The sequence below is a fragment of the Paenibacillus cymbidii genome, from assembly GCF_004764705.1.
Lineage (GTDB): Bacteria > Bacillota > Bacilli > Paenibacillales > NBRC-103111 > Paenibacillus_AN > Paenibacillus_AN cymbidii.
The window spans coordinates 18,170-42,042 of sequence record NZ_SHLX01000019.1 but is presented as its reverse complement, the minus strand read 5'-3'; the positions used below and the strand labels follow the sequence as shown (position 1 = coordinate 42,042).

The 23,873-nt window shown below is 58.8% G+C and carries 20 protein-coding genes; 14 read left to right on the top strand and 6 right to left on the bottom strand.

Annotation, left to right across the window (positions count from 1 at the left end; all coding sequences use genetic code 11):
* Window positions 1-181: 181 nt before the first annotated feature.
* The gene (locus tag EXY20_RS24055; protein ID WP_135554670.1) at window positions 182-2,350 is read left to right on the top strand and encodes an alpha-galactosidase; all 2,169 of its coding nucleotides are present in this window, start codon (window positions 182-184) and stop codon (window positions 2,348-2,350) included.
* A 16-nt stretch (window positions 2,351-2,366) separates the two neighbouring features.
* Here the strand turns inward: EXY20_RS24055 and EXY20_RS24050 are convergent, their stop codons facing one another.
* Window positions 2,367-3,248 (bottom strand): AraC family transcriptional regulator, encoded by an 882-nt coding sequence (locus EXY20_RS24050; RefSeq protein ID WP_135554669.1) that lies wholly within the window; start codon window positions 3,246-3,248, stop codon window positions 2,367-2,369.
* Window positions 3,249-3,416: 168 nt separating this feature from the next.
* On the opposite strand from EXY20_RS24050, the gene EXY20_RS24045 reads away from it, so the two are divergent.
* Together EXY20_RS24045 and EXY20_RS24040 are read left to right on the top strand one after the other, a co-directional pair.
* Entirely contained in the window at window positions 3,417-4,151 is a 735-nt protein-coding gene (locus EXY20_RS24045; protein ID WP_167859477.1) for a phytanoyl-CoA dioxygenase family protein, read from the top strand.
* A gap of 182 nt (window positions 4,152-4,333) precedes the next feature.
* On the top strand, window positions 4,334-4,696 hold the full coding sequence (locus tag EXY20_RS24040; RefSeq protein ID WP_135554667.1) for a hypothetical protein: 363 nt from the start codon (window positions 4,334-4,336) through the stop codon (window positions 4,694-4,696).
* A gap of 17 nt (window positions 4,697-4,713) precedes the next feature.
* Here EXY20_RS24040 and EXY20_RS24035 read toward each other — a convergent pair whose 3' ends face one another.
* Together EXY20_RS24035 and EXY20_RS24030 are read right to left on the bottom strand one after the other, a co-directional pair.
* The gene (locus tag EXY20_RS24035; protein ID WP_135554666.1) at window positions 4,714-5,772 is read right to left on the bottom strand and encodes a DUF6786 family protein; all 1,059 of its coding nucleotides are present in this window, start codon (window positions 5,770-5,772) and stop codon (window positions 4,714-4,716) included.
* Window positions 5,773-5,783: 11 nt separating this feature from the next.
* Window positions 5,784-6,566, bottom strand: coding sequence for an SDR family NAD(P)-dependent oxidoreductase (locus tag EXY20_RS24030; RefSeq protein WP_167859476.1), 783 nt, complete (start codon window positions 6,564-6,566; stop codon window positions 5,784-5,786).
* A gap of 144 nt (window positions 6,567-6,710) precedes the next feature.
* On the opposite strand from EXY20_RS24030, the gene EXY20_RS24025 reads away from it, so the two are divergent.
* Together EXY20_RS24025 and EXY20_RS24020 are read left to right on the top strand one after the other, a co-directional pair.
* Complete coding sequence (locus EXY20_RS24025; protein ID WP_135554664.1) at window positions 6,711-7,946, top strand: mandelate racemase/muconate lactonizing enzyme family protein; 1,236 nt, start codon at window positions 6,711-6,713, stop codon at window positions 7,944-7,946.
* 20 nt (window positions 7,947-7,966) lie between these two features.
* The gene (locus EXY20_RS24020) at window positions 7,967-10,012 is read left to right on the top strand and encodes an alpha-galactosidase (protein WP_135554663.1); all 2,046 of its coding nucleotides are present in this window, start codon (window positions 7,967-7,969) and stop codon (window positions 10,010-10,012) included.
* Between the two features lie 264 nt (window positions 10,013-10,276).
* On the opposite strand, the gene EXY20_RS24015 is transcribed toward EXY20_RS24020, so the two are convergent.
* Together EXY20_RS24015 and EXY20_RS24010 are read right to left on the bottom strand one after the other, a co-directional pair.
* Window positions 10,277-12,064, bottom strand: coding sequence for a glycoside hydrolase family protein (locus EXY20_RS24015; protein WP_135554662.1), 1,788 nt, complete (start codon window positions 12,062-12,064; stop codon window positions 10,277-10,279).
* Between the two features lie 2 nt (window positions 12,065-12,066).
* Complete coding sequence (locus EXY20_RS24010) at window positions 12,067-13,293, bottom strand: mandelate racemase/muconate lactonizing enzyme family protein (RefSeq protein WP_167859475.1); 1,227 nt, start codon at window positions 13,291-13,293, stop codon at window positions 12,067-12,069.
* 401 nt (window positions 13,294-13,694) lie between these two features.
* Between EXY20_RS24010 and EXY20_RS24005 the strand changes: the two genes are divergently transcribed.
* The 4 genes from EXY20_RS24005 (at window position 13,695) to EXY20_RS23990 (ending at window position 18,196) form a co-directional block, all read left to right on the top strand.
* Entirely contained in the window at window positions 13,695-15,377 is a 1,683-nt protein-coding gene (locus tag EXY20_RS24005) for a type 2 periplasmic-binding domain-containing protein (protein WP_135554660.1), read from the top strand.
* Window positions 15,378-15,500: 123 nt separating this feature from the next.
* Window positions 15,501-16,409, top strand: a complete 909-nt coding sequence (locus EXY20_RS24000) for an ABC transporter permease (protein ID WP_135554659.1) — start codon at window positions 15,501-15,503, stop codon at window positions 16,407-16,409.
* Window positions 16,410-16,449: 40 nt separating this feature from the next.
* Window positions 16,450-17,352, top strand: coding sequence for a carbohydrate ABC transporter permease (locus EXY20_RS23995; RefSeq protein ID WP_167859474.1), 903 nt, complete (start codon window positions 16,450-16,452; stop codon window positions 17,350-17,352).
* A 43-nt stretch (window positions 17,353-17,395) separates the two neighbouring features.
* Window positions 17,396-18,196 carry a phytanoyl-CoA dioxygenase family protein gene (locus tag EXY20_RS23990; RefSeq protein WP_167859473.1) on the top strand — a complete coding sequence of 267 codons (801 nt, stop codon included), beginning with the start codon at window positions 17,396-17,398 and terminating at the stop codon, window positions 18,194-18,196.
* Between the two features lie 84 nt (window positions 18,197-18,280).
* Here the strand turns inward: EXY20_RS23990 and EXY20_RS23985 are convergent, their stop codons facing one another.
* Window positions 18,281-18,952 (bottom strand): GntR family transcriptional regulator, encoded by a 672-nt coding sequence (locus EXY20_RS23985; RefSeq protein ID WP_135554656.1) that lies wholly within the window; start codon window positions 18,950-18,952, stop codon window positions 18,281-18,283.
* Window positions 18,953-19,082: 130 nt separating this feature from the next.
* On the opposite strand from EXY20_RS23985, the gene EXY20_RS23980 reads away from it, so the two are divergent.
* Genes EXY20_RS23980 through EXY20_RS23960 form a run of 5 tightly spaced genes read left to right on the top strand, consistent with a single transcriptional unit; the run spans window position 19,083 to window position 23,713 of the window.
* Window positions 19,083-19,817: an SDR family NAD(P)-dependent oxidoreductase gene (locus EXY20_RS23980; RefSeq protein ID WP_167859472.1), complete on the top strand. Its 735-nt coding sequence runs from the start codon at window positions 19,083-19,085 to the stop codon at window positions 19,815-19,817.
* Window positions 19,818-19,829: 12 nt separating this feature from the next.
* Window positions 19,830-20,693, top strand: coding sequence for a transketolase (locus EXY20_RS23975; RefSeq protein ID WP_167859471.1), 864 nt, complete (start codon window positions 19,830-19,832; stop codon window positions 20,691-20,693).
* Window positions 20,690-21,745, top strand: coding sequence for a transketolase family protein (locus tag EXY20_RS23970; protein WP_135554653.1), 1,056 nt, complete (start codon window positions 20,690-20,692; stop codon window positions 21,743-21,745). Before EXY20_RS23975 ends, EXY20_RS23970 begins: the two co-directional genes overlap by 4 nt.
* A 13-nt stretch (window positions 21,746-21,758) precedes the next feature.
* Window positions 21,759-22,544, top strand: coding sequence for an MBL fold metallo-hydrolase (locus EXY20_RS23965; protein ID WP_135554652.1), 786 nt, complete (start codon window positions 21,759-21,761; stop codon window positions 22,542-22,544).
* Window positions 22,545-22,564: 20 nt separating this feature from the next.
* A complete protein-coding gene (locus tag EXY20_RS23960; RefSeq protein ID WP_235886171.1) occupies window positions 22,565-23,713 on the top strand; it encodes a trans-sulfuration enzyme family protein in 1,149 nt (382 codons plus the stop codon).
* The last annotated feature ends 160 nt before the right edge of the window (window positions 23,714-23,873 follow it).

Sequence of the window (23,873 nt, the reverse complement as noted above, 5' to 3'; positions counted from 1 at the left end):
AGCATATCGCGATGTGCATAACCGCAGTTACCGCCGGTCGGGACTGCGGTTTTTTGGCGCACACCGACTGACGGAAATGGCACTTGACAATTTGGCGGATGGATTTATGATTAGCAGTAGAAACTGTTATTTGGTTAACAGTCATCCGTCATCAAACTGAAATCCGGAAAGGAGCCATTCCATGAGCGGCGGCAAAATCATGTTTTATGCGAGCAACGGAAGGGAAACCGCACGTTACGTAAGCGGCACGACCGTTTACGAAGAATGTTTGCAGAACGGAAGATGGATTCAGCTGTACCGTTCGTCCTCGGGGCAGGAGCAGCGCGAAAATGTGGTCGCGAGCTTGCCCGCGAAGGACTTGGTGTACGAGACCAAGCCATACGATCCGCAAGTGCACCCTTTGAACACGTTCAAGCTGGTCGTCGACGGGCAATCGCTGCACAACGAATGGTCCTGGGCGGGAAGCTCGCGCCGGCCGGGCAAACGCCCGGGAACCGAAGAAGCGGTCGTGCGGCTGACGCACAACATCCGGCCAATTACGGTTCAGATCGTGACTGCGCTCGACGGCACGCCCGTTTTGACGCGTTATCTGGAAGTGACGAATACCGGCCCGACGCCGGCGGCGCTGTCCGATCTCGCCGTGATGTCGGGGATGCTGTGGCACGACCGCTATTTTTTCGATTTCCCGTTCGACCGGGCGAATAAGCCCGTTTTCAGCCTCGGCTATTTCCGCTCGCAAATTCAGGGCGAGGAAGGCAATTTCGCCTGGCAGCCGCTGACGGCGGAAGTGTTCAAGGTCGAGAAGAGCCGCGGCAATATGTTCTACAACCCGTATTTCATCGTCAAAAATGAAGCGAGCGGCGAAAGCTGCTTTATCGCCTTGGGCTGGTCGGAAAACTATACCGCCGAATTCGCCCTCGACCGCGTCAACCGCGCGCTGTCGTTTCACATCGGTCCGGACGGCCCCAAGCCGCTGCGCGTGATCGCTCCCGGCGAAACGGTAAGCTCTCCCAAGGTGCATATCGCCATGTTGCGCGGCAACCTCGATCAAGCCGTCGCCGGCTGGCACGGACATGTCCGCCAATCGGTGCTGCCGCCGCGCCCCGCCGGCAAAAACATGTATACGGTTGCAGGCCGCGTTGTCGAGAAGCCGGGGGATTGGATATTGCGCGAGGTGGATATTGCCGCCGAGATGGGGGCGGAAGCGTTCATGGTCGATGCCGGCTGGTACGGCAATCAGTTCGGGGCGTGGTGGAAGCTGCGCGGCGACTGGAACGAAGGCGACTTCCTGCCGGAAGGCGGATTGCGGGCCATCGGCGACTATGTGCGGCAGAAAGGGATGCTGTTCGGCATGTGGATGGAGCCCGAATGTTTGACCGAACAGTCCGAAACGTTCGCCGCACATCCCGACTGGAAGCTGAAAGCCGATCACAGCGGAACCGCCGCCCCCTACAAAATGATCGACCTTGCCAACCCGGAAGCGGCCCGCCACGTGGAAGACGCGATTCTCCGCGTCATTGGCGACTACAAGCTCGATTTCTACAAAACGGACTACAACCAGCGGGTGCCGGAAGGCGGGCTGCACATTCGCGACGGGTATGCGGAGAATGAAGCCTGGCGCCACTATGAAGTCATTTACGGCATTTACGACCGCGTGCTGGAGACGTTTCCCGGCACGGTGCTCGAAAGCTGCGCTGCCGGCGGCGGCCGGCTCGATCTTGGCATCATGTCGCGTTTTCATTACGGCTGCCAATCCGATTTCAGCTATTTTCCCCGCAGCATTCGTGCGATCAACGGGCTGACGCTGTTTTTGCCGCCGGAAGCGTTGTGCTATTACCACAATCATTTTACGTTCGCGCATGAAACGGCCGATCTGGACACCCACCTGCGCGTCACGTTGTTCGCCACGCCGGTATTTGTCGGCTTCGGGGCGCAGAATGCGGAGCGCACCGGCGTTTATTACGACCAAACGCACCGTTATATCGAACTGGCCAAAGGGTTCTGCCGTTCGATTATGGAACAGCAGCCCGCCGTATTTCATCACACGCCGTATATCGGGGTCGACATTCCGGCGGATTGGTGCGTGCTGGAATATGCGGCGAAAGACAAGAGCAAAGGCTACGTCGGCGTGTTCCGGCTCGGTTCGGAGGACGGCGGCAAAGAGTATGTGTTGAAGCCGCGCGGCATCGACCCGGCCAGGCATTACCGCGTCACGCTCGACAACGACGGTGTTTCGGTTGTGCTGCCCGGGGTCGAGCTGGCCCGGCATGGCTTGTCGGTGACGCTGGAACACGCGAATACGTCGGAGCTTGTTTTGTACACGGCCGTTGCGGAGGAAAAAGGGGAATAGGCGGGGCGCCGGAATTTCATGTCATCCTTCGCCGGTATTCGGTCGGCGTCATCCCTTCCTGCGCTTTGAATACGTACCCGAAATAGGCGGGCGAATTGAACCCGCATTGAAAGCTGATTTCACTTGAAGAATCCATTGTTTCGCGCAGCAGTTTTTTGGCGAAGTGGATTCTTTTTTGTGTAATAAAGTCGCCGATCGTCAGGCCGATCTGCTTGCGAAACAGCGCGGTGAGATAAAATTTGTTGACGTGCACCAGCCCGGCCAACTGCTCCAGCGAAAGCGGCTGCATGAAGTGCGAGCCGATGTATTGCACCAAATAGGCGATTTCGTTTGGCATCGTTTTGCGAGACGGCGATGGCGATGGCGGCAAAGGCGCTTCGGACAAAACGGCTCCATACAGCCGGCGGCACATCCACAGCAGCTGAATAAGCAGGCTGTGCAGCACGTCCAGATGGCCTTCCGCCCGTACCGTAAATTCGTCAAACGCACGCGCCAGCAGGAAATCGAGCTTGGAGCGGTCCACGGGCTCAAGCTGTAGGCTGAAGCATTCGGCGGCGAACGGGGAGTCGGCCAACGGCTGCGGGAGCGGCAGGAACGACTCCGGCCAAATGAACACGCTGCGGCACATGTTCGTCTCCGGATCGTGCTGGATGATTTTGTGCAGCGTGTAGGGGCGGAGGAATACAAAGGAGCCTTCGCTCAACGGCAAAATGCGGTCGCCGACGATGTAGTAGCCCGAACCGCTGTGCACGTAAAACAGCTCGAACCCGTTGTGGCTGTTGAAATCCGGATAAGGCGCAATTGCGCTCAGCCGGTAATGGACGATGACCGGGAATTGCTGCAGCAGCTGGTCGACTTCCTGTTGGATTTCCAGGTTGTTATCGAAGGACAGTCGCATGGAAATCACCTCGAAAAGGTTTCGTTTCGCCTGCCTTCAGTATAGCTCAGCAACAGGCAAAAGTGTCTCAATATTTTAATAGGATCCTCCCAATATCGTCATAAACGCCGCAAAAAAGCTGCGCTATGATAAGAATATTAAGATCAACACTTAAGGAGGCTGATGGGCATGGCAAACGGATTAAGCGAAGCGCAGGTGCAGCAGTTTTACCGGGACGGTTACCTTGTGTACGGGGATTTTCTGGCGCCGCAGGAGGTGGAGGAGCTGAGGGAAGCGTACATGCTGGCGCTGGACAATATGCGGGCGGCGAATCAGCTGAAAACGGTCCGCCCCGGCGACAAGGAAGTGTTCCAGATTCGGGTTGCCCATCTGCACCATCCGCGGTTCGACGGGTTGCTTCGCAACGAACGACTGCTCGATCTCGTCGAAAGCCTGATCGGGCCGAATTTGCGGCTGGTGCTGTATCAGGGCCTTTACAAGCCGCCTTTCAAGGGGGGCGTGATGGATTGGCACCAGGACGATTTTTATTTCCGCGTGCACAAGGAAAATGCGGTGGCGAGCTGCTGGGTGGCGCTGGACGACGTGACGGTGGACAACGGCTGCATGTGGGTGGTGCCCGGTGCGCATGGCGAGCTGCTGGAGCATGTCAAGAGCGGCGACCTCGGCTGGGACATTCCCGCCATTGACGAAAGCCGGGCGATCCCGCTGGAGATGAAATCCGGCCAAATCATGTTCCACCACGGGCTGGCGCCGCACCGCACGCTGGAAAACACGACGCCGTCCCACAGGCGGGCGTTGGCGCTTCATTTTATGGACGCGATGGCCAGCACCGCCGATCCGACCCGCAAGAAGGAGCCGCTTGAGCACGTGCCGGTGCTGCGCGGCACCAGTGTGCCGTGGTAACGAAACCGATCGAAGAAGCGGGAGAGCGCCGATGAACAAGAGGCCCTATATTGATGTTTCGTTCCATGAAGCGCCGGTCCGTGGCGTGCGTTATTCCACCGGCTTGCACGTGTACGGGGAAAGCTTGCTGAACGGCCGGTATATCACCGGCCTGCGCTCGGCCAACGGAGAAGGATGCCCCCTTGTTTTCCGTCGGTTACTACGACGATTCGCAGTGGGGCTTAGAAGGCAATTTCGTCTGGCGTCCGCTGACGAACGGCGAATTTGCCATTCACGGCCGTAATGGCCGGTCCGGCTGGGGCTGCCCGCTTTTTGTCGTGCGCAATGAGCTGAACGGCGAATTCGTCACGGCGCATCTGGAATGGGCGAACAACTGGCGCCTTTCGTTCACCGCCGATCAGGAGCCGGGCGCCAAAGACGCGGCGCTGTCGTTCGCCGTCGGCCCCGAAGCGCCGGCTCCGCTGCGCGTGATCGCTCCCGGCGAAACGGTGCTGTCCCCGGTCGTCCATCTCGGGCATCTGTCGGGCCCTTATGGCGTGGAATAGCGAAACTGCTGCTGCCGTTATCCGCCCAGCAGCAAACGGCGAATTCGCTCGATCGTGTCGGCGGCTCCCGCATAGGCAAACGTTTCGTTCGTGTCCTCCAGCATGGGGCCGCCGAATGAGCCGAGCAGAGGGGAATGATACTCCATTTCGCCAAAATCGCCGAGCGTCCCGTCGTCGTTGTACACTTGTACGCAGTGGCCAGGATCATCGAGGTTGGGGTAGAAGGCGTCGCCGTAAGCGGCCGACGGGCGAACCGTGAACTGGCGCACGAACAGCGTCGACCGTTCCGGCCCAAGCGGGCGATAGTAGCCCATGCGCCCCGTTACATACGGCGCCTTGATGGAAGCTTTGAAGCTTTCGCGCGCGTCGATCGTGAACCGGACGTGGCCCGGTTCGATCGCGATTCGCGGCGAGTTTTCGGCGCCGAAGAACCGGCTGACCGGAGCCTTGCCGTAAGTCGGCACGAGCATCTGCCCGCCGGCCGGCAGCTGGGCCAGCTGCCAAATCGACACCGGAGCCCGCTGCTCCGGGTCGGTGCAACGGCAGCGGGTTGCCGATTCGTAGCCGATATAAGCATAGGAGGCCGGGTCGATAACAGACCCGGCCTTATCTTTCAAAGGCAGCAGCGGATCCGGAATCGGGCGAAACGTTTTGGCGATTTCCAGCGGATGTGGCACGCCCGTATAATACGACTGCGGTGCGGCAACCTGCGCGAGGGAAGTGGCGTCTGCGTCCGAGCGGGTAAACCGGTAATCGCCCGGATCGACGGTTTCCTGAACCGCATAGGTGTTCCACATATCGGTTACGTCCGCGATGTTGTACTCGAATTCGGGGCTGATCCACGTGCGGTCGCCGCCCGTGTTCCAGGCCGACGCTGCGGCAAATGGCGCTGTCTGCGCCGCCGAGGCGAGCAGCGCCGGCGACGTCCACAGCACATTGTCATCGTCCGCGTCCGGATAAACGCCCAACATGCGGGCCCCCCGCTGCAGCACGACCAGCTTGCCGTTTCCGTACGTCATGACTCGGCAGGGAAGACCCCATCGCTCCAAACCGTTCATCAATTGTTGGTATCTCATTCGCGCCTCCGCTACTCGATGACCACAGGGTCGGAATAGTAGAAAAATCGGGTGCTCGCGCCGCCGTCAACGGTAAATACTTGCCCCGTAATGTAATCCGCTTCCTCCGTCGCCAGAAAGGCGACCAAGGGCGCAACATCCGCAGGCGTGCCGATACGGCCGAGCGGAATTTTGCGGCCTTCGAATTCGCTGTCGAACCAGCCGAACGTGCTGTATTTTTCCACTTCGATCGTTCCGGGCGCCACCGTATTGACATTGATGCGCAGCGGAGCGAGGTCGAGCGCCAACTGCCGCGTGAGTGCGTTCATGCCGCCCTTGGAGGCGGCATAGGCGGCGTAACCGTGCATTGTCGTGTTGCCGTGAACGGAGCTGATGTTGATCACTTTGCCTTTGCCGGCCCGTTTCATGTAAGGAGCGCAAGCTTGCGTGCAGAAGAAGGTGCCTTTCAGATTGGAATCGATCACCCGATCCCAAAGCGTTTCCGTCACTTCGAAGAAGTCGACGACAGGATCGATCGCGGCGTTGTTGACCAGAATATCGATGCCGCCAAACGCTTGCGCCACTTGTTCGACCATCGACTTCACTTGCGCCACGTCGGATACGTCCGCCTGAATGGCCATCGCTTCGTGGCCGGCGGCGGTCAATTCCTGAACAAGCGCATTGGCGCTTGCCGCGCTGGTGACATAATTGACGGCTACCTTGACGCCATGCCCGGCCAAATAAGCGGCGATGCCGCTGCCGATTCCCCGACCCGCTCCCGTAACCAAAGCCGCTTTTCCCGCCAAATTTTTCATAAAAATATCCTTTCCATGACCGGAATAAAAGTGCTTATTGACAATTATAGGCCACTTTTTTAAACTAGTAAATAGGTAACGGTTAACCGGACAACGGTTTTTCGGTTCGCTTAACCGCCGAACGATCAACCGAGGAGGTGGGCCATGGGAATCCCGGCGAAACCGCAGGTTGCCGCCCCTGGCAACGATAAGATCGTCAAGCTGGAGACGTTCCGCTGGAAGCAGCAGCCGAACATCGTGTGGGTGGAAGTGACGACGGAGCAAGGGTTCGTTGGGCTGGGAGAAACCTACTACGTGCCCGGCGCCGTGGAAGCCGTCATTCATGAAATGGCCGCTCCGCTTATTCTGGGCAAAAATCCGTTCCATATCGAGGACGTCTGGAACACGCTGTTCGTGTGCGCCAATTTCTTCGGCTACGCCGGTGCGGAAATGCGCGCCTATTCGGCGATCGACATAGCGCTGTGGGATATTTTCGGCCAGGCGACGGGCTTGCCGGTCCACACGCTGCTTGGCGGCAAAACGCGCGACAGCATTCCGATTTACAACACATGCATCAACTTTGGCAAATACACCGACATGGACGATTCGCTCGCAAGACCCGGCGAGCTGGCCGAAGAGCTGCTCGCCCAGGGCATCAAGGCGATGAAGCTTTGGCCGTGGGACCGGTTCGCGCCGCAGCTGAAGGTGGAAGCGATCACCGGCCCGGCCGGATGGGCGGCGGTAGGCCCGGCAGGCAGCTATTTGAGCCTGGAGGATTTGAAGAAAGGGCTGTGGTGCGTCGAGGATATTCGCCACAAAGTCGGCGACCGGATGGAAATCATGATCGAAGGCCATTCCCGCTGGGATTTGAACTGTGCGATCAAGATTGGCAAGGCGCTGGAACCGCTGCAGCCGTTCTGGATGGAGGACATGATGCAGCCGGACAGCCCGGACGATCTCGCCCGGCTGGCGGACAGCGTTCGTGTGCCCCAATGCGTAAGCGAGCGATTGTTTACGCGTTATGCCTATCGACAGATTCTGGAGAGGAAAGCCGCGCATATCGTCATTCTCGATCTGGTCTGGACCGGCGGGCTGACCGAAGGCCGCAAAATCGCCCACCTGGCCGACACGTACCATTTGCCGATCGCGCCGCATGACGGAACAGGGCCGGTGACGATCCTTTCCAGCATGCACCTGTGCGCCAGTGTGACGAATGCGGCCACGATCGAAACGGAGCGCGCCTTTTACGACGGCGGTTACTACAGCGAGGTTGTCACGAACAATTTGCCGATTCGCGACGGGCGGATGTGGATCTGGGATACGCCGGGGCTCGGCACGGAGCTGCGGCCGGATTTTAAAGCCCGGGCGGATGTATCGAGCCGGATCACCCGGTTATCGTAAGGAAGGGGGGAATCGATATCATGTCGCCATCCTGCGTTCTGGACAACGGCCTCATCAGGCGAAGCGTGACAATAGGCGAGCTTGGTCAACTTGTATTGGAAAGTTTGATTTTACATGAAAGCGGTTTCGATTGGGCGTTAAGCGGATCGCCATGCGATCTGCGCACGGGATTTGCCGGACAGCATCATGCCGACCGGCAAAACTGGCGGATCGCGCATACGGTTTGCAGCGACTTGCCCGGCGGCGCCAAACGCTTGTCGATGAAGCTGGAGCATGCGTCGGGCTTGACGGTCACCCAGCGGACGACCGTATGGGCCGATGCGGCGGTCATCGAGCACCAGTGCCGGGTCGCCAACGAAGGGACGGAGACGATTCGTGGTCTTGACCGCTTCGATCCGCTGGCGTTTGCGATTGCCGGAACGTCCGGGCTGACCGCCTACGCGGTGCGCCGCGACCAATACGCATTGTCGGCCCAGCCGCTGGAGCATTCGTTGCAGCTCCGGGGCGGCAACTGGAACGGACCGGAGCATGCCGGCTGGTTCGTGCTGGAGAACAAGGCGGCGGCGGAATTGCTGTATGTCGGCATCGAATGGGAGCGAGAATGGGAGCTTGACGCGGTCCTCCGGCCGGACGGCGGTTACGACATCTCCGCAGGGGTCGTGCGGTATTCGCGCGATCTTGCCCCGGGAGAAGCGGTCGAATCGCCGCGGATGTTCGTAGGCCTTGCCCATGGCGAACTGGATGACGCCGTTCAGCAGATGCTGGCGTATTTGGCCGCACACGTGTTTCCGCCGCAGCTTCCCGGCTTTCCCTGGGTCAGCTACGACATCTGGTCGACCGACAAGGACGACGTGGAAGCAACTTTGCTGCAGGAGCTTGATTTTGCCGCCGACATGGGGGTGGAGCTGTTCTATATCGACGCGAGCTGGTATGCCGGCTCTTCGGTGCGGGGCGAAGGCTCCTGGGGGCTCGGGCTCGGCCATTACGAGGAAGACCGCCGCAAGTTTCCGCGCGGCTTGCGTTTCTTGTCGGAGCGGGTGCACGCCAAAGGCATGAAGTTCGGCTTGTGGGTCGATCCGATCGTGATCGACGAGCAGTGGGTGAGGAACGGGTTGTATCCCGAGCACTGGCTCATCCGCCACGAAGGGGTCAATCGCAGCTTGACGATCAAGGACGGCGACTGGCCGACCGTGTACCATCTGTGCACCGGCTGCCCGGAAGTCGTCGATTATTTGTCCGACAAGCTGATCGGCCTGATCGGCAAATACAAGCTGGATTGGATGAAGTGGGACGATTCCGCGCTGAACAACCCGTACTGCAGCCGCACGGATCATGGCCATCAGGCAGGGGACGGCAACTTTTCGGCGCTGCTCGGCAAGTACGAGATATGCGCACGGCTGATGGCGGCGTTCCCCGATCTGGCGATCGAGATGTGCGGCTATCCGGCCCGGCTCGATTACGGGATGGCCCGCTACGCGCGCTCCAACTGGCTAAGCGACGCCACCGGCAGCGCCACGCATGTGCTGAACAATTTGCAGGTGACCAGCCGCGTATTTCCCGCTTCCTACAATACGTCGTTTCTGATCCATGACAAGGAAATCGTGGAGGAAAGCGACCCGCACAAGCTGGACACTCTCGTTCGCTGCCGGCTGATGGGCCTGATCGGGCTGGCTACCTTGCACGGCAAGCTGGCGGAACGGGCGTCGCTGTGGCCGTCGCCGATTCTGGAGGCGTTCCGCCGGAACATCGCCTCGTACAAAAGCTACCGGCATCTGCTGTCCCAGCTTGCCTATCATGTGGCGCCACCGCCGGAGAACGAGGATTGGCACGTTCACCTGTTCGTGTCGCACGACAGGCATGAAGCGGTGCTGTTCTGCTTCCTCGGCGATTCGCCGCAAACGCGCTGCCAGGTGAAATGGAAAGGGCTGTTGCCGGGCAAGCGCTACAAGCTGCGTTGCCTCAATACCGGCGAGATGACGTTCGTCGATGGGTCGGCGCTGATGGAGCAGGGGCTGACCGTCGACCTGGCGGATGGCCGCACGTCGAATATTTATGTGCTGGCCTGATCGGCAAGGCGGTTCCGATTAGGCTCGGTAACCAAAATAGCCAATGAAAAATGGCTTATTTGCTCCATTTTGGGTGCCTCGTCGAAAATAGCCAGTGAAAACATAGGCTATTTGCTCCAAATTGCCTTCAAATCGGCATTTAAAGCGAAATAGCCAGTGAAATCACTGGCTATCTTCGTATGGGCTGCCCGTTATTAGTGAAATAGGCAATAAAATAGGGCCTATTTCACACAGAAGCAAATTTGTTAGTTGGCGCCTCTTGCGTTAATGGTGGCACTCGCATACGGGCAAATCGCGCGGCGCGCCGACGAACAGCGCCGTCCGGACAGCCGGCGGGTCGGCAGCGACGACCGTGTTGCCCAGCCACTCGAACCGCATGACCAGGTCGGGGCGATTCGCCTCCTGGCTCCAGAGCCCGCCCACCTCCTGCGTAAACCGCAGCAGGGGATAGGAGAGGGCCAATTCGTCGCCCACCTGCGCGTCGAAGCGGAGATAAACGCCGGACCACGCCGCCGGAACCGGCTGCCCGTTGACGAAGGCCCGCACTTCTTCCTGCGGCGCCCAATGCGGCGGCCGCAGGAAGAAGCGGCCGGCCACCTTCGTTCGTACGAGCAAGCTCCCCTCGTCCGGCAGCAGTGAAACCACCTCGCACCATTCGGATTCCCGCGAGAAGCCCAAGTTCACGTAAATGCCCGCATCCCGCCGTTCGACGGCATTCGACCAAATCGTATAGATGGCGCGCATCCCTTCGGGCGCGCAGCAGCCGAACATTTTGAAGCCGCTGACGCCGCCGAGCAGCTCGTTTTCGTAGTCGTTCAGACCGGAGCCGCCGATGATGCCGCCCTGAAACTTGCGCAGCTCGCGCAAGCCCGCGGCAAGGTCGGCTTCGTTTGCGCCGGCGTTCCGCTCGCGGTAATACTGCTCGAAAGCGGGTGTCATGATGAACTGCAGGTTGTGCACGTAGTTGCGCATGAACCGTTCGGCCGCGTCGTAATACTCGGGATACCCGCTCTGGCCGAGCAGACAGGCGATAGAAATCATGTCGGACAAAAGGCACGTTTCGTTGCAGTTGTCGGGCATGGCCGGGAACCAGCCGGTGCCGGTGCCGCGCCGGTTCATCCAGTCCCACACCTTCCTGGCGAACTCGATGTAACGCGGCTCTCCCAGCTCCGAGCCGAGATGGGCGACTCCCCAGACGGCGTGCATCGTCGCATGGCTGTGCGGATGACCCGGTCCGTAGTCGACGCTGCCGTCTTCCCGGAACACGATGCCGCCGGGCTGCGCGCCTTGGATCATCCCTTCCGCATACGCAACGGCAAACGCGAGCCCATCCGGATCGCCGGTAGCCAGCCAATAAGAAACGAGCGGTTCGACGATCGGCGCGGGGTGTTTGTTCCAGAAGTTCGGCACAACCGTCAAATCGCGATTGATTGCCCCCATGCCGCCGGGAAAATAGCAGCAGCCTTCCGGCTCCCATACCGCCAGCTTCTTCAGCGCGTTCATCACGCTCCGGGCCAGGGCCAGCGATTCCTCGCTTCGGGTGCGCGTGTAGTCCTCGGCCAAACTTTTCAAAATTTTGGTCGCGCCCCATACGTGAATCACGTTGTCGTCTTCGCCGTATTCGGCTTCGGTCAAGTTTTCGTTGTAGCAGCCGACATGCGCCCAAACTTTGCCTTCCGCATCGATATATTGGCGAATGCGGCGATGAAACGCAGCTTCCACGTCCCGTCCCCGATCGGAGCCGGTCATGTCGCGCATGTAGTACCATTCCCAGTCCATCCGCGCGTCGGTGTCGCAGGCGACCACAACGTCCGTGCCGGGCGGAATCGGCGGGCATTCCAGCGGGTAACACTGGAAGACGGGTTCATAGCCGAGCTCCCTGCGCGGCGTTTCGATCAAATAGTGCAGCGCCCATTCGGCCATCCGCTTCAAATCGATATCGCGGCCTCCGGGCGCGGCGCCGCTGCGAAGGCGGGGAGCCGCGCCCGCAGCGGGAACCGCGATTTCCGCGTTGCGAATATCGCCGTTAAGTCCATGGATGTGCGGCAGCATATTCAAGCTCCTTTGCTAACGCGGGAATGAACGTCCTCGCGCGCTTTAAAATCCGTTCGCAGCGCCGTACCGAGCCCGGGCGTTTCCGGGAAGGCGATGAAGCCATCCTTGACCGCCAAATTATTGGTCACGCATTCGCTGTAATACCCGCCGTCATAAAACGCGCGCTCCGTTTCCATCATCATCGCGTTGGAGGCGTTGGCGCAAATATGCAGACTGGAAAATACGGTCACCGGCCCCGTCCCGTCATGAGGAGCAACGGATAGATGGTACGTGTCGGCGAGCGTGGCGATCTTCTTCGCTTCGGTGATCCCGCCGGTCCAGACGACGTCCATCATCGCGACATGGGCGGCTTTCGCTTCCAGAATCGCGCGGAAGCCGTAGCGGGTGAACAGCCGTTCGCTGACGGATAAGGGGATGCGCACGCTGTCGGCCAACCGGGCGAGATCGCCCGGACTGTCCGGCTGCATCATATCCTCCAGCCACATAATATCGTACGGCTCGAGCGCGCGCCCGATCTTGATCGCGCAGTTCAAGTCCCAACGGGAGTGGCCTTCGATCATGATGTCCATCCGGTCGCCGACCGCGCGGCGAATTTCTTCCACGACCCACAGCCCTTTTTTCAAATCTTCGCTGCTGATGTAACTGCCGGCCGGCCCAACCGCCGACCATCCCGCCGGCCCCGTCGCCGCCTTGCTGCGGATTTGCGGGGCAAACCGGTCCCACGGCCAAATCTTCATCGCCGAAATGCCTTGATCGAGCAAGCTCTGGGCCAGCTCGCCGGGACGCGCGAACGTATCGTCCATGTCGGTGTACTTGAAGCCGTTGATGCAGGTGTTGTACACCCGAATGCGGTCCCGGCATTTGCCTCCCAGCAACTGGTAGATCGGCATGCCGGCCGCCTGGCCGAGAATGTCCCACAAGGCGATGTCGATCGCCGAAAACGCGCGCATTTCCGATCCGGCATACCCGTGGAAGTTGGCGCAGCAGAACAGCGTGTTCCAATGATTTTCGATATCGAACGCGTTTTCGCCGAGCAGCAGGGGCGCCGCCATATCGTGAATGACGCATTCGACGGCGCTTGGAATGTAGTAGGTTTCGCCCAATCCAACCAAGCCGCTTTCCGTCGTAATTTCCACCCAAAGAATGTTGCTCTGGGCTTGCCAGCGAAATGTTTCGATCTTCGAGATGCGATCGACAGGGAGTCCCGATGGATGCGCAACCGCCATATAATCACCACTTCGCTCAAAATAGGTAACCATCATCCGATCGCCGTTAATTCGGTTAACAGTCATCCAGATGACAAGTAATGCTTCAAGCGTAGTCAAATCCTTTCCAATTGTCAATCCCTTTCTTTGCGCAAACGCTCGTTCGGATGCAGCAAAATACGCCTGTTTTCGACAAACTGCCGTGAGAAACCACGAAAGAATTGTGTTGACAAACCGAAAGTGGGAACCTTATGATTAAGCTATTCGGTTAACAGGTGACAAGTAAACAATGCAAAATAGTCGATTCGCACATCGGTAACATGCTTCGCAGGTGATGCAGATCGGTAGGGCGGATTTTCTTTTGAACCTCAAGTGAAAGCGTTATCATTTCTCATCATTTTTCCATTAAAGGGGTGAATGGTTTGAAGAGATGGTGGTATGGTTTGTTGGTGCTTGTGATGGTTGCGGTGACGGGCTGCTCCGGCGGCAAAAGCAATTCTTCCGGGTCGCCGTCTCCCGCCGGCGATACGAAAAGCTCGGCTTCCCCTGCGGCAAGCGCGGCTACCAGCGCAACGCCCGCAGCGGGCAAATTCATCGAGCTTACCGCCTGGAGCAGCATTGCGCCGCCCCAGGGGCTGTTGACGTCGAAAGCTTCCGACACGAAAGTCGGGCTGTCGATCGCCAAGAAGTCGGGCGTGTCCTTTACGGTCAATTACACGCAAGGCGACAAGGAGCAAAACTTCAATCTGCGTTTGGCCAGCAAAGACTGGGAGGACGTCATCTGGACCGATTCGATCAATTTCGACTGGACGGAGAAGCTGCTGAAGGCCGGCGCGATCATTCCGCTGGACAACTATTTTACGCAGCCCGACAAGTATCCGAACTTGGCGAAAATTCCGAAGGAAGTGCTCGATAACTACCGGTATTCGGACGGCCATATTTATCAGTTCCCCGCCGGCTGGTACGAGGACCCGAATTCGATCTATGGCTACTGGGCCGCTGCCGGCTGGTACGTCAACCCGACGACGCTCGCCGCCGTCAATATGAAAACCGAAGATTTGACGTCGCTGGACGCCTTCGAGAATTATTTGAAAGCGGTCAAGGCCGCGAAGCTGAAAGACAAGAACGGCAACGAGATCATTCCGATGTCCGCCGGCAAGGAGCTGCGCTTCTGGAAAACAGTCGCCACCGCGTTCGGCGTCACGACGGCCGGCAACGGCTTTGAGCAGCAGGCGAACGGCAGCTTCCTGCATTACCGCGACGATCCGCGGCTCGTGCAGGCGCTGACCTGGCTGAACAAGCTGAACCGCGAAGGCTTGCTGGATGCGGAAATCGCTTCGCAAGCGGATGAGCAGCTGCAGCAGAAGCTGACCAACCAGCGGGTCGCGCTGGTCGCCGACGAAGCGTGGCGCTTCTGGGGCACCGTTACCGCCGGCAAAGGCCCGGTCACCGATCTGCTGAAAATCAAATTCCCGATGGCCCCCGGCGTTTCCAAGCTCGGCGTCATGGACACGTACAACCCGCTCGGCACCACCGGCGCCTTCGTAACGACGCGCAGCAAAAACCCGGACGCCGTAGCCAAGTATGCGGACTGGTCGTCGGAAAAAGGCGTGTCGCGCGGCTGGGAAATGTACTACGGCCCGTACGGCGAGTTCTGGGACTGGGATCCGGCCGCGAAAAAACCGAATTACGTGATTACGGATAAAGAGCTGAGCGACGCGCAGCAAAAAGGCGACTACAAAAAAATGAACGAGCTGGGCTTCTCCTCCATCGTCAATCTGGCGCCATTCGACCTCGACCTCAACTACTTCAACAAGGCAGCCGAGCCGCAGCTGTTCTGGATTTTCGATATGCACAAGTTTTACGCGCCTCAGCAGTATATCGTCAAGTTCAAACCCTACTACAACGTGAAAATGCCGGCCGACGGCGTATGGCTGAAAAACTTCGGGACGCTGGCCAAACTGGACACGGAATATTTCGCCAAGCTGATTCTGGCCAAAAACGACGACGATTTCAAAAAAATATGGGAGCAGTATCAAACGCAGCTCGAGAAGCAAGGCAACTGGTCCGCCGCCAAAGCGGAATGGATCGCCGCCAAAAAATAAGCCGCGTTCGCTTGAGCCAGGAAGATAAGGTGGCTGCTCGGAGCCATTGCGACGGCCGCCTTGGTCTTTTTTGCCGGATATTCCGCATCGGGTTCGACAAACCAACGGTAAGGAGCTTCGGGCATGAAACAGCGCAAGTTTAACCGAATGGCCAGCATCTACAGCTGGAACTATGTCATGATCCTTCCCGGCGTCGTGCTGCTGTTTTTGTTTGCCTATTTGCCGATGGCCGGCGTGCTGATCGCCTTCAAGGATTATGACATCTTCACCGGCGTATGGGCCAGCAAGTGGATCGGCTGGGACAACTTTTATTTTCTCAGCGACCCGTATTTCTGGGAAACGATCAAAAACACGCTGTACATTACCGTTTACCGGCTTATCTTCGGTTTTCCCGCGCCGATCGTACTCGCCTTGATGCTGAACGAGCTGCGCAGCATGAAGTTCAAACGGACGATTCAAAGCATCAGCTACTTGCCGCATTTCATTTCCTGGATCATCGTCGCCTACATGCTGCAGGTCATTTTGGCGCTCGATACGGGGGTTGTGAACAACCTGCTGCAGCTGTTTGGCGCAGGTCAAATCAGCTTCATGGGCCGACCCGAATATTTTCGCTTCATTATCGTGGTGAGCGCCATCTGGAAAGATATCGGCTGGGGCACGATCATCTATTTGGCGGCATTGACGAATATCAGCCAGGAGCAGGTGGAATCGGCGATGCTGGACGGCGCGGGCAGAATCGCGCGCATCTGGCATATCAACATCCCGGGCATCATGCCGGTCATTACGATCCTGCTCATCCTGTACATGCCGATGCTGCTCAGCGCCGGCTACGATCAAATTTATCCGCTGGTCAATCCGTCGAACCTGGAAGTGTCGAACGTGCTCGACGTTTACGTCATCCGCCTCGGCCTGGCGCAGTCGCAATTCAGCGTCGCCACGGCGATCGGCCTGTTCTCGTCGGTCATCCAGCTGGCGCTCGTCCTGGCCGTCAACTATGCGATCAAAAAGAAAGGGCTGGAAGGACTATGGTAAAGCAGGCTGGCGCCATATCCGGCATCGGAGGTGGGTGGGGATGAACATCAGGAGCAGACAGGACCTGTGGTTCGATACGATCAATTACGCGCTGCTGGCAATCGTCGGGTTTCTGACGTTTTATCCGTTCCTGTACATGCTGATTCTGTCCTTTAATGAAGGAACGGATACGGTGCGGGGCGGGATAGCCTTCTACCCGCGGGCGTTTACGCTTGCCAACTTCGCCAGCATCTTTACCGACAAGCTCATTCTCGGCGCTTACAAAATTACGATCCTCAAAACCGTCATCGGCACGGTAACCAGCGTGTTCATCACCGGGCTCGTAGGCTACGGCCTGGCCGAAAAACGGCTGCCCGGGCGCAAGTGGGTCATGATCTACATGCTGATTCCGATGTTTTTCAGCGGCGGGCTCATTCCCGATTATTTGAACTTGCGCAATCTCGGGTTGATCAATACGTTCAGCGTTTACGTCATCCCGTCGATGTTCGTCATTTACAATTGCATCGTGATGAAATCGTTCTTCCAGCAAATTCCCGAGGAGCTGAAGGAATCGATGCGCATCGACGGCGCGCACGAGCTGCGCATATTGGCACAGCTTATTTTTCCGATTTCGCTGCCGCTCATTGCCGCCATTTCGCTGTTTGTCGCCGTCACTCAGTGGAACGACTGGTTTCGCGGCGCCTTTTTCGTGCGCGATTTGAAGCTTGTGCCGGTGCAAACGTATTTGCAGGGCATGATGACGCGCGATTTCACCAACTTTTTCGAAAAAGGACGGAGCTCGCCGCTCATCGCCGGCGCCAGTGTGCTGGACTATAGCTCGACCACGTCGCTGTCGCTGAAAATTGCCGCGGTGGTCGGCAGCATGGCGCCGATTCTGCTGGTCTATCCGTTCCTGCAAAAATATTTTACCAAAGGCGTACTGCTCGGTTCGATCAAAGGGTAAAAAGCAAAGCCGCAGTCGGATGCGGATGAGGAGGATGGGGAAGATGGGATTGTCGCAGCAGCAAATCGACTTCTTCGGGACGTTCGGGTATTTGAAGCTGCCCGGCTTGTTCCGCGATGAAATCGAATGGATGACGGCGGAATATACGGCCATTCTGGACCATTACGCCAGGGAGAAGCATGACGGCAGCAAAACGACGGGCGTCGTTCCGTTCATCGACAAAAGCGAAGCGTTAAGCGGCTTGCTGGACGATCCGCGGATCAATGACGTTTGCGTGCAGCTGCTTGGGGCGGATTTTAATTATATGGGCAGCGACGGGGCTTATTATTCCGGCCCGACCCGGTGGCATCCCGACGGCGAGAACCGCAAGCGCACGCATATCAAAATCACCTTTTACCTCGACCGGCTGGACGGTTCGAATGGCGCGCTGCGCGTCATCCCCGGAAGCCATCGGCTGGGCGACCTTTATGCGGACGAGATCAAGTTGAAAGCGGCGAAAAGCCAGACGTTCTGGGGCTTGGAAGGGGATGAGGTGCCGGCGCAAATTATTGCCATCGAACCGGGGGATTTGCTGCTGTTCAACCACAATACGTTCCATTCCTCCTGGAATGGCGGCAGCAAACGCCGCATGTTTACGCTCAATCTGAGCCAGCGGTTCGACGATCTGGAAGAGCTGAAGGTTTATTCGGTGCAACATGCCCACAGCCGCAGGCATCAGTATTACGGACCGGCGATGATCGCCACGGCGGGGGAAGGAAGGAAGCAGCATCTGGAGCAATTGATGTCGCTGGACGGCGATCTGTATGCACGGACGGCACACTTGCCGGAGGAAATCGGCCGCTAGCCGGGAGGACGCTCCGCGTCGGCATCGGGAGATCCGGCCGGAACGGCGGCGGAACTCCTGACGCATGCAAGAAACCGTGCTCCGTTACTTATTGTCGGCGAAAAAGCCGCCAAACCGTTCGGAGATCAGTTTTTTTGGGAATTCGAAGTTGACGACGATCTTGTGCAGCAGTGGCTCGAGCTGGCGCTTCTCGATGAATTCGACGTACTGCTTATGGTTGGCGGCAACGAGATGATAGTCCTTGAACAGGCTGTTGGTGAAAGTAAGCATGTCGGAGATGATCGGACTGAGCGTCACCCACGACTGCAAGAGCGCCCAATTGTCGGCCAGCTTCATGAACTCGAGATGGAACTGCATATCCAGATCGTGAAGCTTCTCGATGGAAGGCTCATTCGCCATGTCGTTCGTAATGCTGTGCAGGATGCCGGTGTCCAGGTCGGAGCGCTGCATCATCAATTGGGCGGCGAACTGCTCCATTTGGGTGCGCACGATGAACAGGTCGATGGCATGCTTCTGCGAGAAGCCGACCACTTCCGCGCCGCCGCTCGGCAGGGAACGAACGAGCCCTTGCTGCTCCAGGGCGTGAATCGCGCTTCTGACCGGGCCGCGGCTGACGCCGTACTCTTCGGCCAGCTGGCTTTCGACAAGACGGTGGTTGGCTTTCAATTCGCCGGTGATGATGCCGAGCCGCAAATGCTGCAATATATCGCGGGCGAACAAGCTGCGGGAAAACCGGTCGGCACTCTTCTTTAACATAGGTCGATCTCCTTCTGGGGAAATTGGATTTGGTTTCCTACATTATAATGAAAGAACTAGGCATTGTAAATAGTCATCTGTTAACCATTCACAATGATTGGCGATCATGAGCCAAGCGGGAGGAAGCCAAATGAATTTCAAGGATGTTGTTGTAGTTGTGACGGGAGCGGGAGGAGGCATGGGGCGTGCGGTGGCGCTCGCCTTTGCGCGGGAAGGCGCCAAGCTGGCGATTTGCGACGTGTCGGCCAAAGGGCTGGACGAAACGAAAGCTTTGCTCGGAAACGGCGAGGTGTTGGCCGGTGTGGTAGACAGTCGCCGCATCGCTTCGATTCGCGAATGGATGGTGGAAGTGAAAGCAACGTTGGGCCCGGCTCGCGCTTTCGTCAATTGCGCCGGCGTTTGGCACGATTCGCCGTACAGCGCGGTGACGGAGGATCAATGGGATTTCACCGTTGACATCAACTTGAAAGGCAATTTCTTCTTCTGTCAGGAAGCGATGAAAATGATGAGCGAGGCAGGCGGCGGTTCGATCGTCAACATCGCTTCGACCGCCGGCGAATATGGAAGCATTCGCGCTGCCGCCCACTATGCGGCGTCGAAGGGCGGCGTCATCGCGATGAGCAAGTCGCTCGCCCGCGAAGGAGCGCCATCGATCCGCGTCAACGTCATCTCGCCCGGACCGACCGACACCCCGATGCTGGCGGCGACGGAAGAAGAGAAGCGCGAAGTCGCCAAACGCCCGATGGTCGGACGGCTCGGCACGCCGGAGGATATGGCGGAGGCGGCGCTCTACCTGAGCGATCCGCGCAAGGCCGGCTACATCACCGGCGAGGTGCTGCGCGTCAACGGCGGCAGTCTTATTTAAATGGAGGGCGACATGTTGAACTACAACGAGGTACGGCCCGGCGGCATCGTTGCCGATGAACCGCTGGAAGAGCTGGTCAAGGAGCTGAAGCGTTCGGTTGTCCGCATGACGGAAGCGGCGGGCGGCGGTTATATTGCGCAAGGATTTTGTTCGGCGGAAGTGATGGCGACGCTGTTCTATCGCGTGCTGCGTCTTGATCCGCACGATTCGGATTGGGCGGACCGCGACCGGTTCCTGCTGTCCGTCGGACATTACGCCATTGCGGTCTACGCAGCGATGGAGAAGCTCGGCTTCTTCGACAAGGCGATGCTGGATACCTACAGCGCGGACGGCAGCGTCATCGAAATGATCGGCAGCGAAATGACGCCCGGCATCGAAATTACCGGCGGTTCGCTGGCGCAAGGCTTGTCGCAAGGCGTTGGCCTGGCGATTGCCGCCAAGCTGCGCGGCCATGTCTGGCGCACGGTCGTGTATATGAGCGACGGCGAGCTGGAGGAAGGCCAAACGTGGGAGGCGGCGATGGTCGCGGGGCACCACAAGCTCGATAATTTGCTGGTCGTCGTCGACGTGAACGGCGTGCAGGCGGACGGCCGGATCGAGGATGTCACGGGCATATTGCCGATTGCCGAGAAGTGGCAGGCGTTCGGCTGGCGGGTGCTCGAAATCGACGGCAACGACTTGCAAGTCGTGTTGGAAAGCTTGACCGGCGGCTTCGCGCCGGACGGGCGGCCGACAATCGTTGTGGCGAACACGATCATGGGCAATGGCGTTTCTTCGCTGCACGGCAAACCGGATGTGCACTATGTGCGCTGGACGCCGGAGCAGTCGGCGGACGCGCTGCGGGAAATCGCCGGAGAGGGGGCGGAGCCGGTATGATCGATGCGAGTCAGGCTTGTTTGTACGACGGCAAGGATAAGGCGCCCACGCGGATGAAAGCGTACGGCCACGCATTGGCGGCGCTTGGCGGCAGCAACGAAAAGGTGCTCTGTCTCAGCGCCGATCTCACCTCGCAAACAGAGGCCGATCTGTTCCGCAGCGCGCACCGGCAGCGTTTCTTCAGTATGGGCATGGCCGAGCAGAACATGGTCGGCGTGGCCGCGGGTTTGGCGCGCGCCGGGGAAATTCCGTTCGCGCACAGCTTCGCCTGCTTCCTCACGCGCCGCTGCTTCGACCAGATTGCGATGTCGGTTGCGTACCCGAAGCTGAATGTGAAGCTTGTGGGAATGATGCCCGGCATATCCAGCCCGGGCGGCGCATCGCATCAGGCGATCGACGATTTGGCCTTGATGCGGGCGACGCCGAACATGACGGTGATCGATCTTGGCGAAGCGACGGAAGTCGAGCTAGCGGTCCGGCTCGCCGCCGAAGTTGCCGGTCCCGTTTATTTGCGGCTGCGCCGCGGGCTGCTGCCGGTTTTGTTCGACCCGGCCGCCTTCCGCCTGGAGTTGAATCAGAGCTACTTGCTGCGCCATGGCGGAGATGTCGGCTTCATCGCGTCCGGCTTGATGACAGAACGGGCGCTGCAGGCGGCGGCGATTCTCGAAGCGAACGGCATTCGCGCTTCCGTGCTGCATACGCCGAGCATCAAGCCGCTTGATACGGAAGGCGTGCTGCACATGGCCGAGAGCTGCAAGCTGCTGCTGACGCTGGACAACCACAGCATTATCGGCGGGCTCGGCAGCGCGGTTGCGGAAACGTTGGCGGAGCACGGGGCGGCGGTGCCGTTCAAGCGGATCGGCCTGCGGGACGTATACGGCCAGGCGGCGTCGAACGCGTATTTGTTCCGCCATTTCCAGCTCGATCCCGATCAGCTTGCCGCCGCTGCTGCCGCGCAGCTGGAAGGCAATCGGGACGTGCAATTGCAAGGACGCTGGGCGTCGAACGCGGAGAAAGAAGCGGGCTGGGGCGAGGATTGGAAGGAAAAATAAGGAGGCCGGCCGCATGGAAACGCTCTTCAACCGACTGCGCAACCAGAAGCTGCGGGAAGGGGAAACGCTGGTTTGTTTTTTGGGGCAGGCCGGCGTGTTGATCAAGACGTATCCGCAACGTTATGTCATCGTCGACCCCTATCTTTCCGATCTGTGCGAAACCCGCATCGGGATCAAATTCAAACGGTTGACGCCGGCGCTTCTCGACGCCGACGAATTGGATGCGCTGCAGCTCGAAGCGTACTTGTTGACCCATCACCACGAGGATCATCTCGATGCGTTTCTGATTCCCGCCTTGCGCGACAAGGCGTTTCCCTTTTACGCTCCGCCCGAATCCGCCGCCTTGTTGGGCGAGCTCGGCGTTGCCCGGGATCGCATCCTGTACCTGCATGACGGAGCGGAGCACCTGCTGCACAACGATATCCGGATTCATGGCGTATTCGCCGATCATGGCGAATATGCGCCGGACGCCGTCGGCATCGTGATCGAAATCGGCGGCCGCACGATTTTCCATATGGGGGATACGTGCCTGGATCGTACGGCATTCGCCGCCATCCGCGACAAGTTCCGCATCGATCTGCTGTTCGTGCCGATCAACGGCCGCTATGGCAACATGGATGCGGCGGACGGCGCGGAAGCAGTGGCTATCCTGCAGCCGAAGCAGGCGGTGCCTTGCCACTTCTGGATGCTGCCCGGGAATTCCGGCGGCGATCTCGAGCTGTTTCTCGACAAAACCGTCGAATTGGCCCCGCAGACAAACGTACGGCTTATGGCCGCTGGCGAGTCGTTTCAGTTGTAAGCATCCGGGAGGAATCGGACATGTCGGGCATGAAACCGGCGATTTATACGACAGTTGCGCACGACGAGCATGACGAACGCCATCACGGAGCGGTGACGTTCCCGATCTATCAGAACACATTGTTCAGTTTTGCCGGCTATCATCAGCCGGCCAATCCGTACACGTACAGCCGCGGCACCAACCCGACCGTGCGGGAGCTGGAGCGCAAACTGGCCGAGTTGGAGGGCGGGGAGGACGCGCGCTGCTGCGCTTCGGGCATGGCGGCGATTTCCGCGGCGATATTGTCCCGGGTCCAGGCAGGCGACCATATTGTCTGCGTGGATCAAGTCTATACCGGAACCCGGGCGTTCCTTGAGGGCTGGTTGCCTCGCTTCGGCGTGAGTACGACATTCGTCAACGGCGCGTCGCTGCCGGATCTCGAAGCCGCCACCTTGGAACATACCGTGCTGCTGTATTTGGAGAGCCCGACCAGCTTTTTTTTCGAGCTGCAGGATATAGCGGCTTGTGCGGCATTGGCCAAACGCCGCGGATTGACCACGATCCTCGACAATTCGTGGGCTACGCCTTGCTTTCAGCGCCCCTTGGAGCTGGGCGTCGATCTTGTCGTGCATTCGCTGACCAAATATGTCGGCGGCCACAGCGACGCGCTGGGCGGGGCAGTCATCGGATCGCGGGACAACATCCGGCGTATTCTGGAGAAGGAGGGTGTGCTGCTCGGCGGCGTCATGACGGCGCACACGGCATCGCTGATGCTGCGCGGCTTGCGAACGCTGCCTCTGCGTATGGAGCGGTACCGGCAGACGGGGCGGATCGTGGCCGACTATTTGAGCGGCCTGGCTTTCATTAACCGCATTAATTACCCGGGATTGCCGAACCATCCGCAGCATAAGCTGGCGATTCAACAGATGGACGGCTTTGGCAGCTTGTTGTCCTTCGAGTGGGACGTACCGCTCGAACAGGCCCAGGCTTGGGCGGACGCGCTGCGGTATTACCGCAACGGCTGCAGCTGGGGCGGCTACGAAAGTCTGGTGCTCGTGATTGCGCCGCTGTCCGAGCTGGGAAGAAGCGAACCGGGCATTCTGGTTCGCCTTTATTCCGGCCTGGAGGAACCGCAGGCGCTGATCGATGATATGGCAAACGCATTCGCCGCTATTTTAGCCGGTGCATGAAGCAGCAAACGGTTTACAAGCGGGCGGCGACGCAACGATGGCATTTTCGGCTGCATCCTGCTAACATATCAATTGCAGACACAAACTGGTTGATTGGAAGCATTTCTAATCGGAAGCGATTCCTTTACGCTTATATGTAGCTGGCTGCATCACATACGCC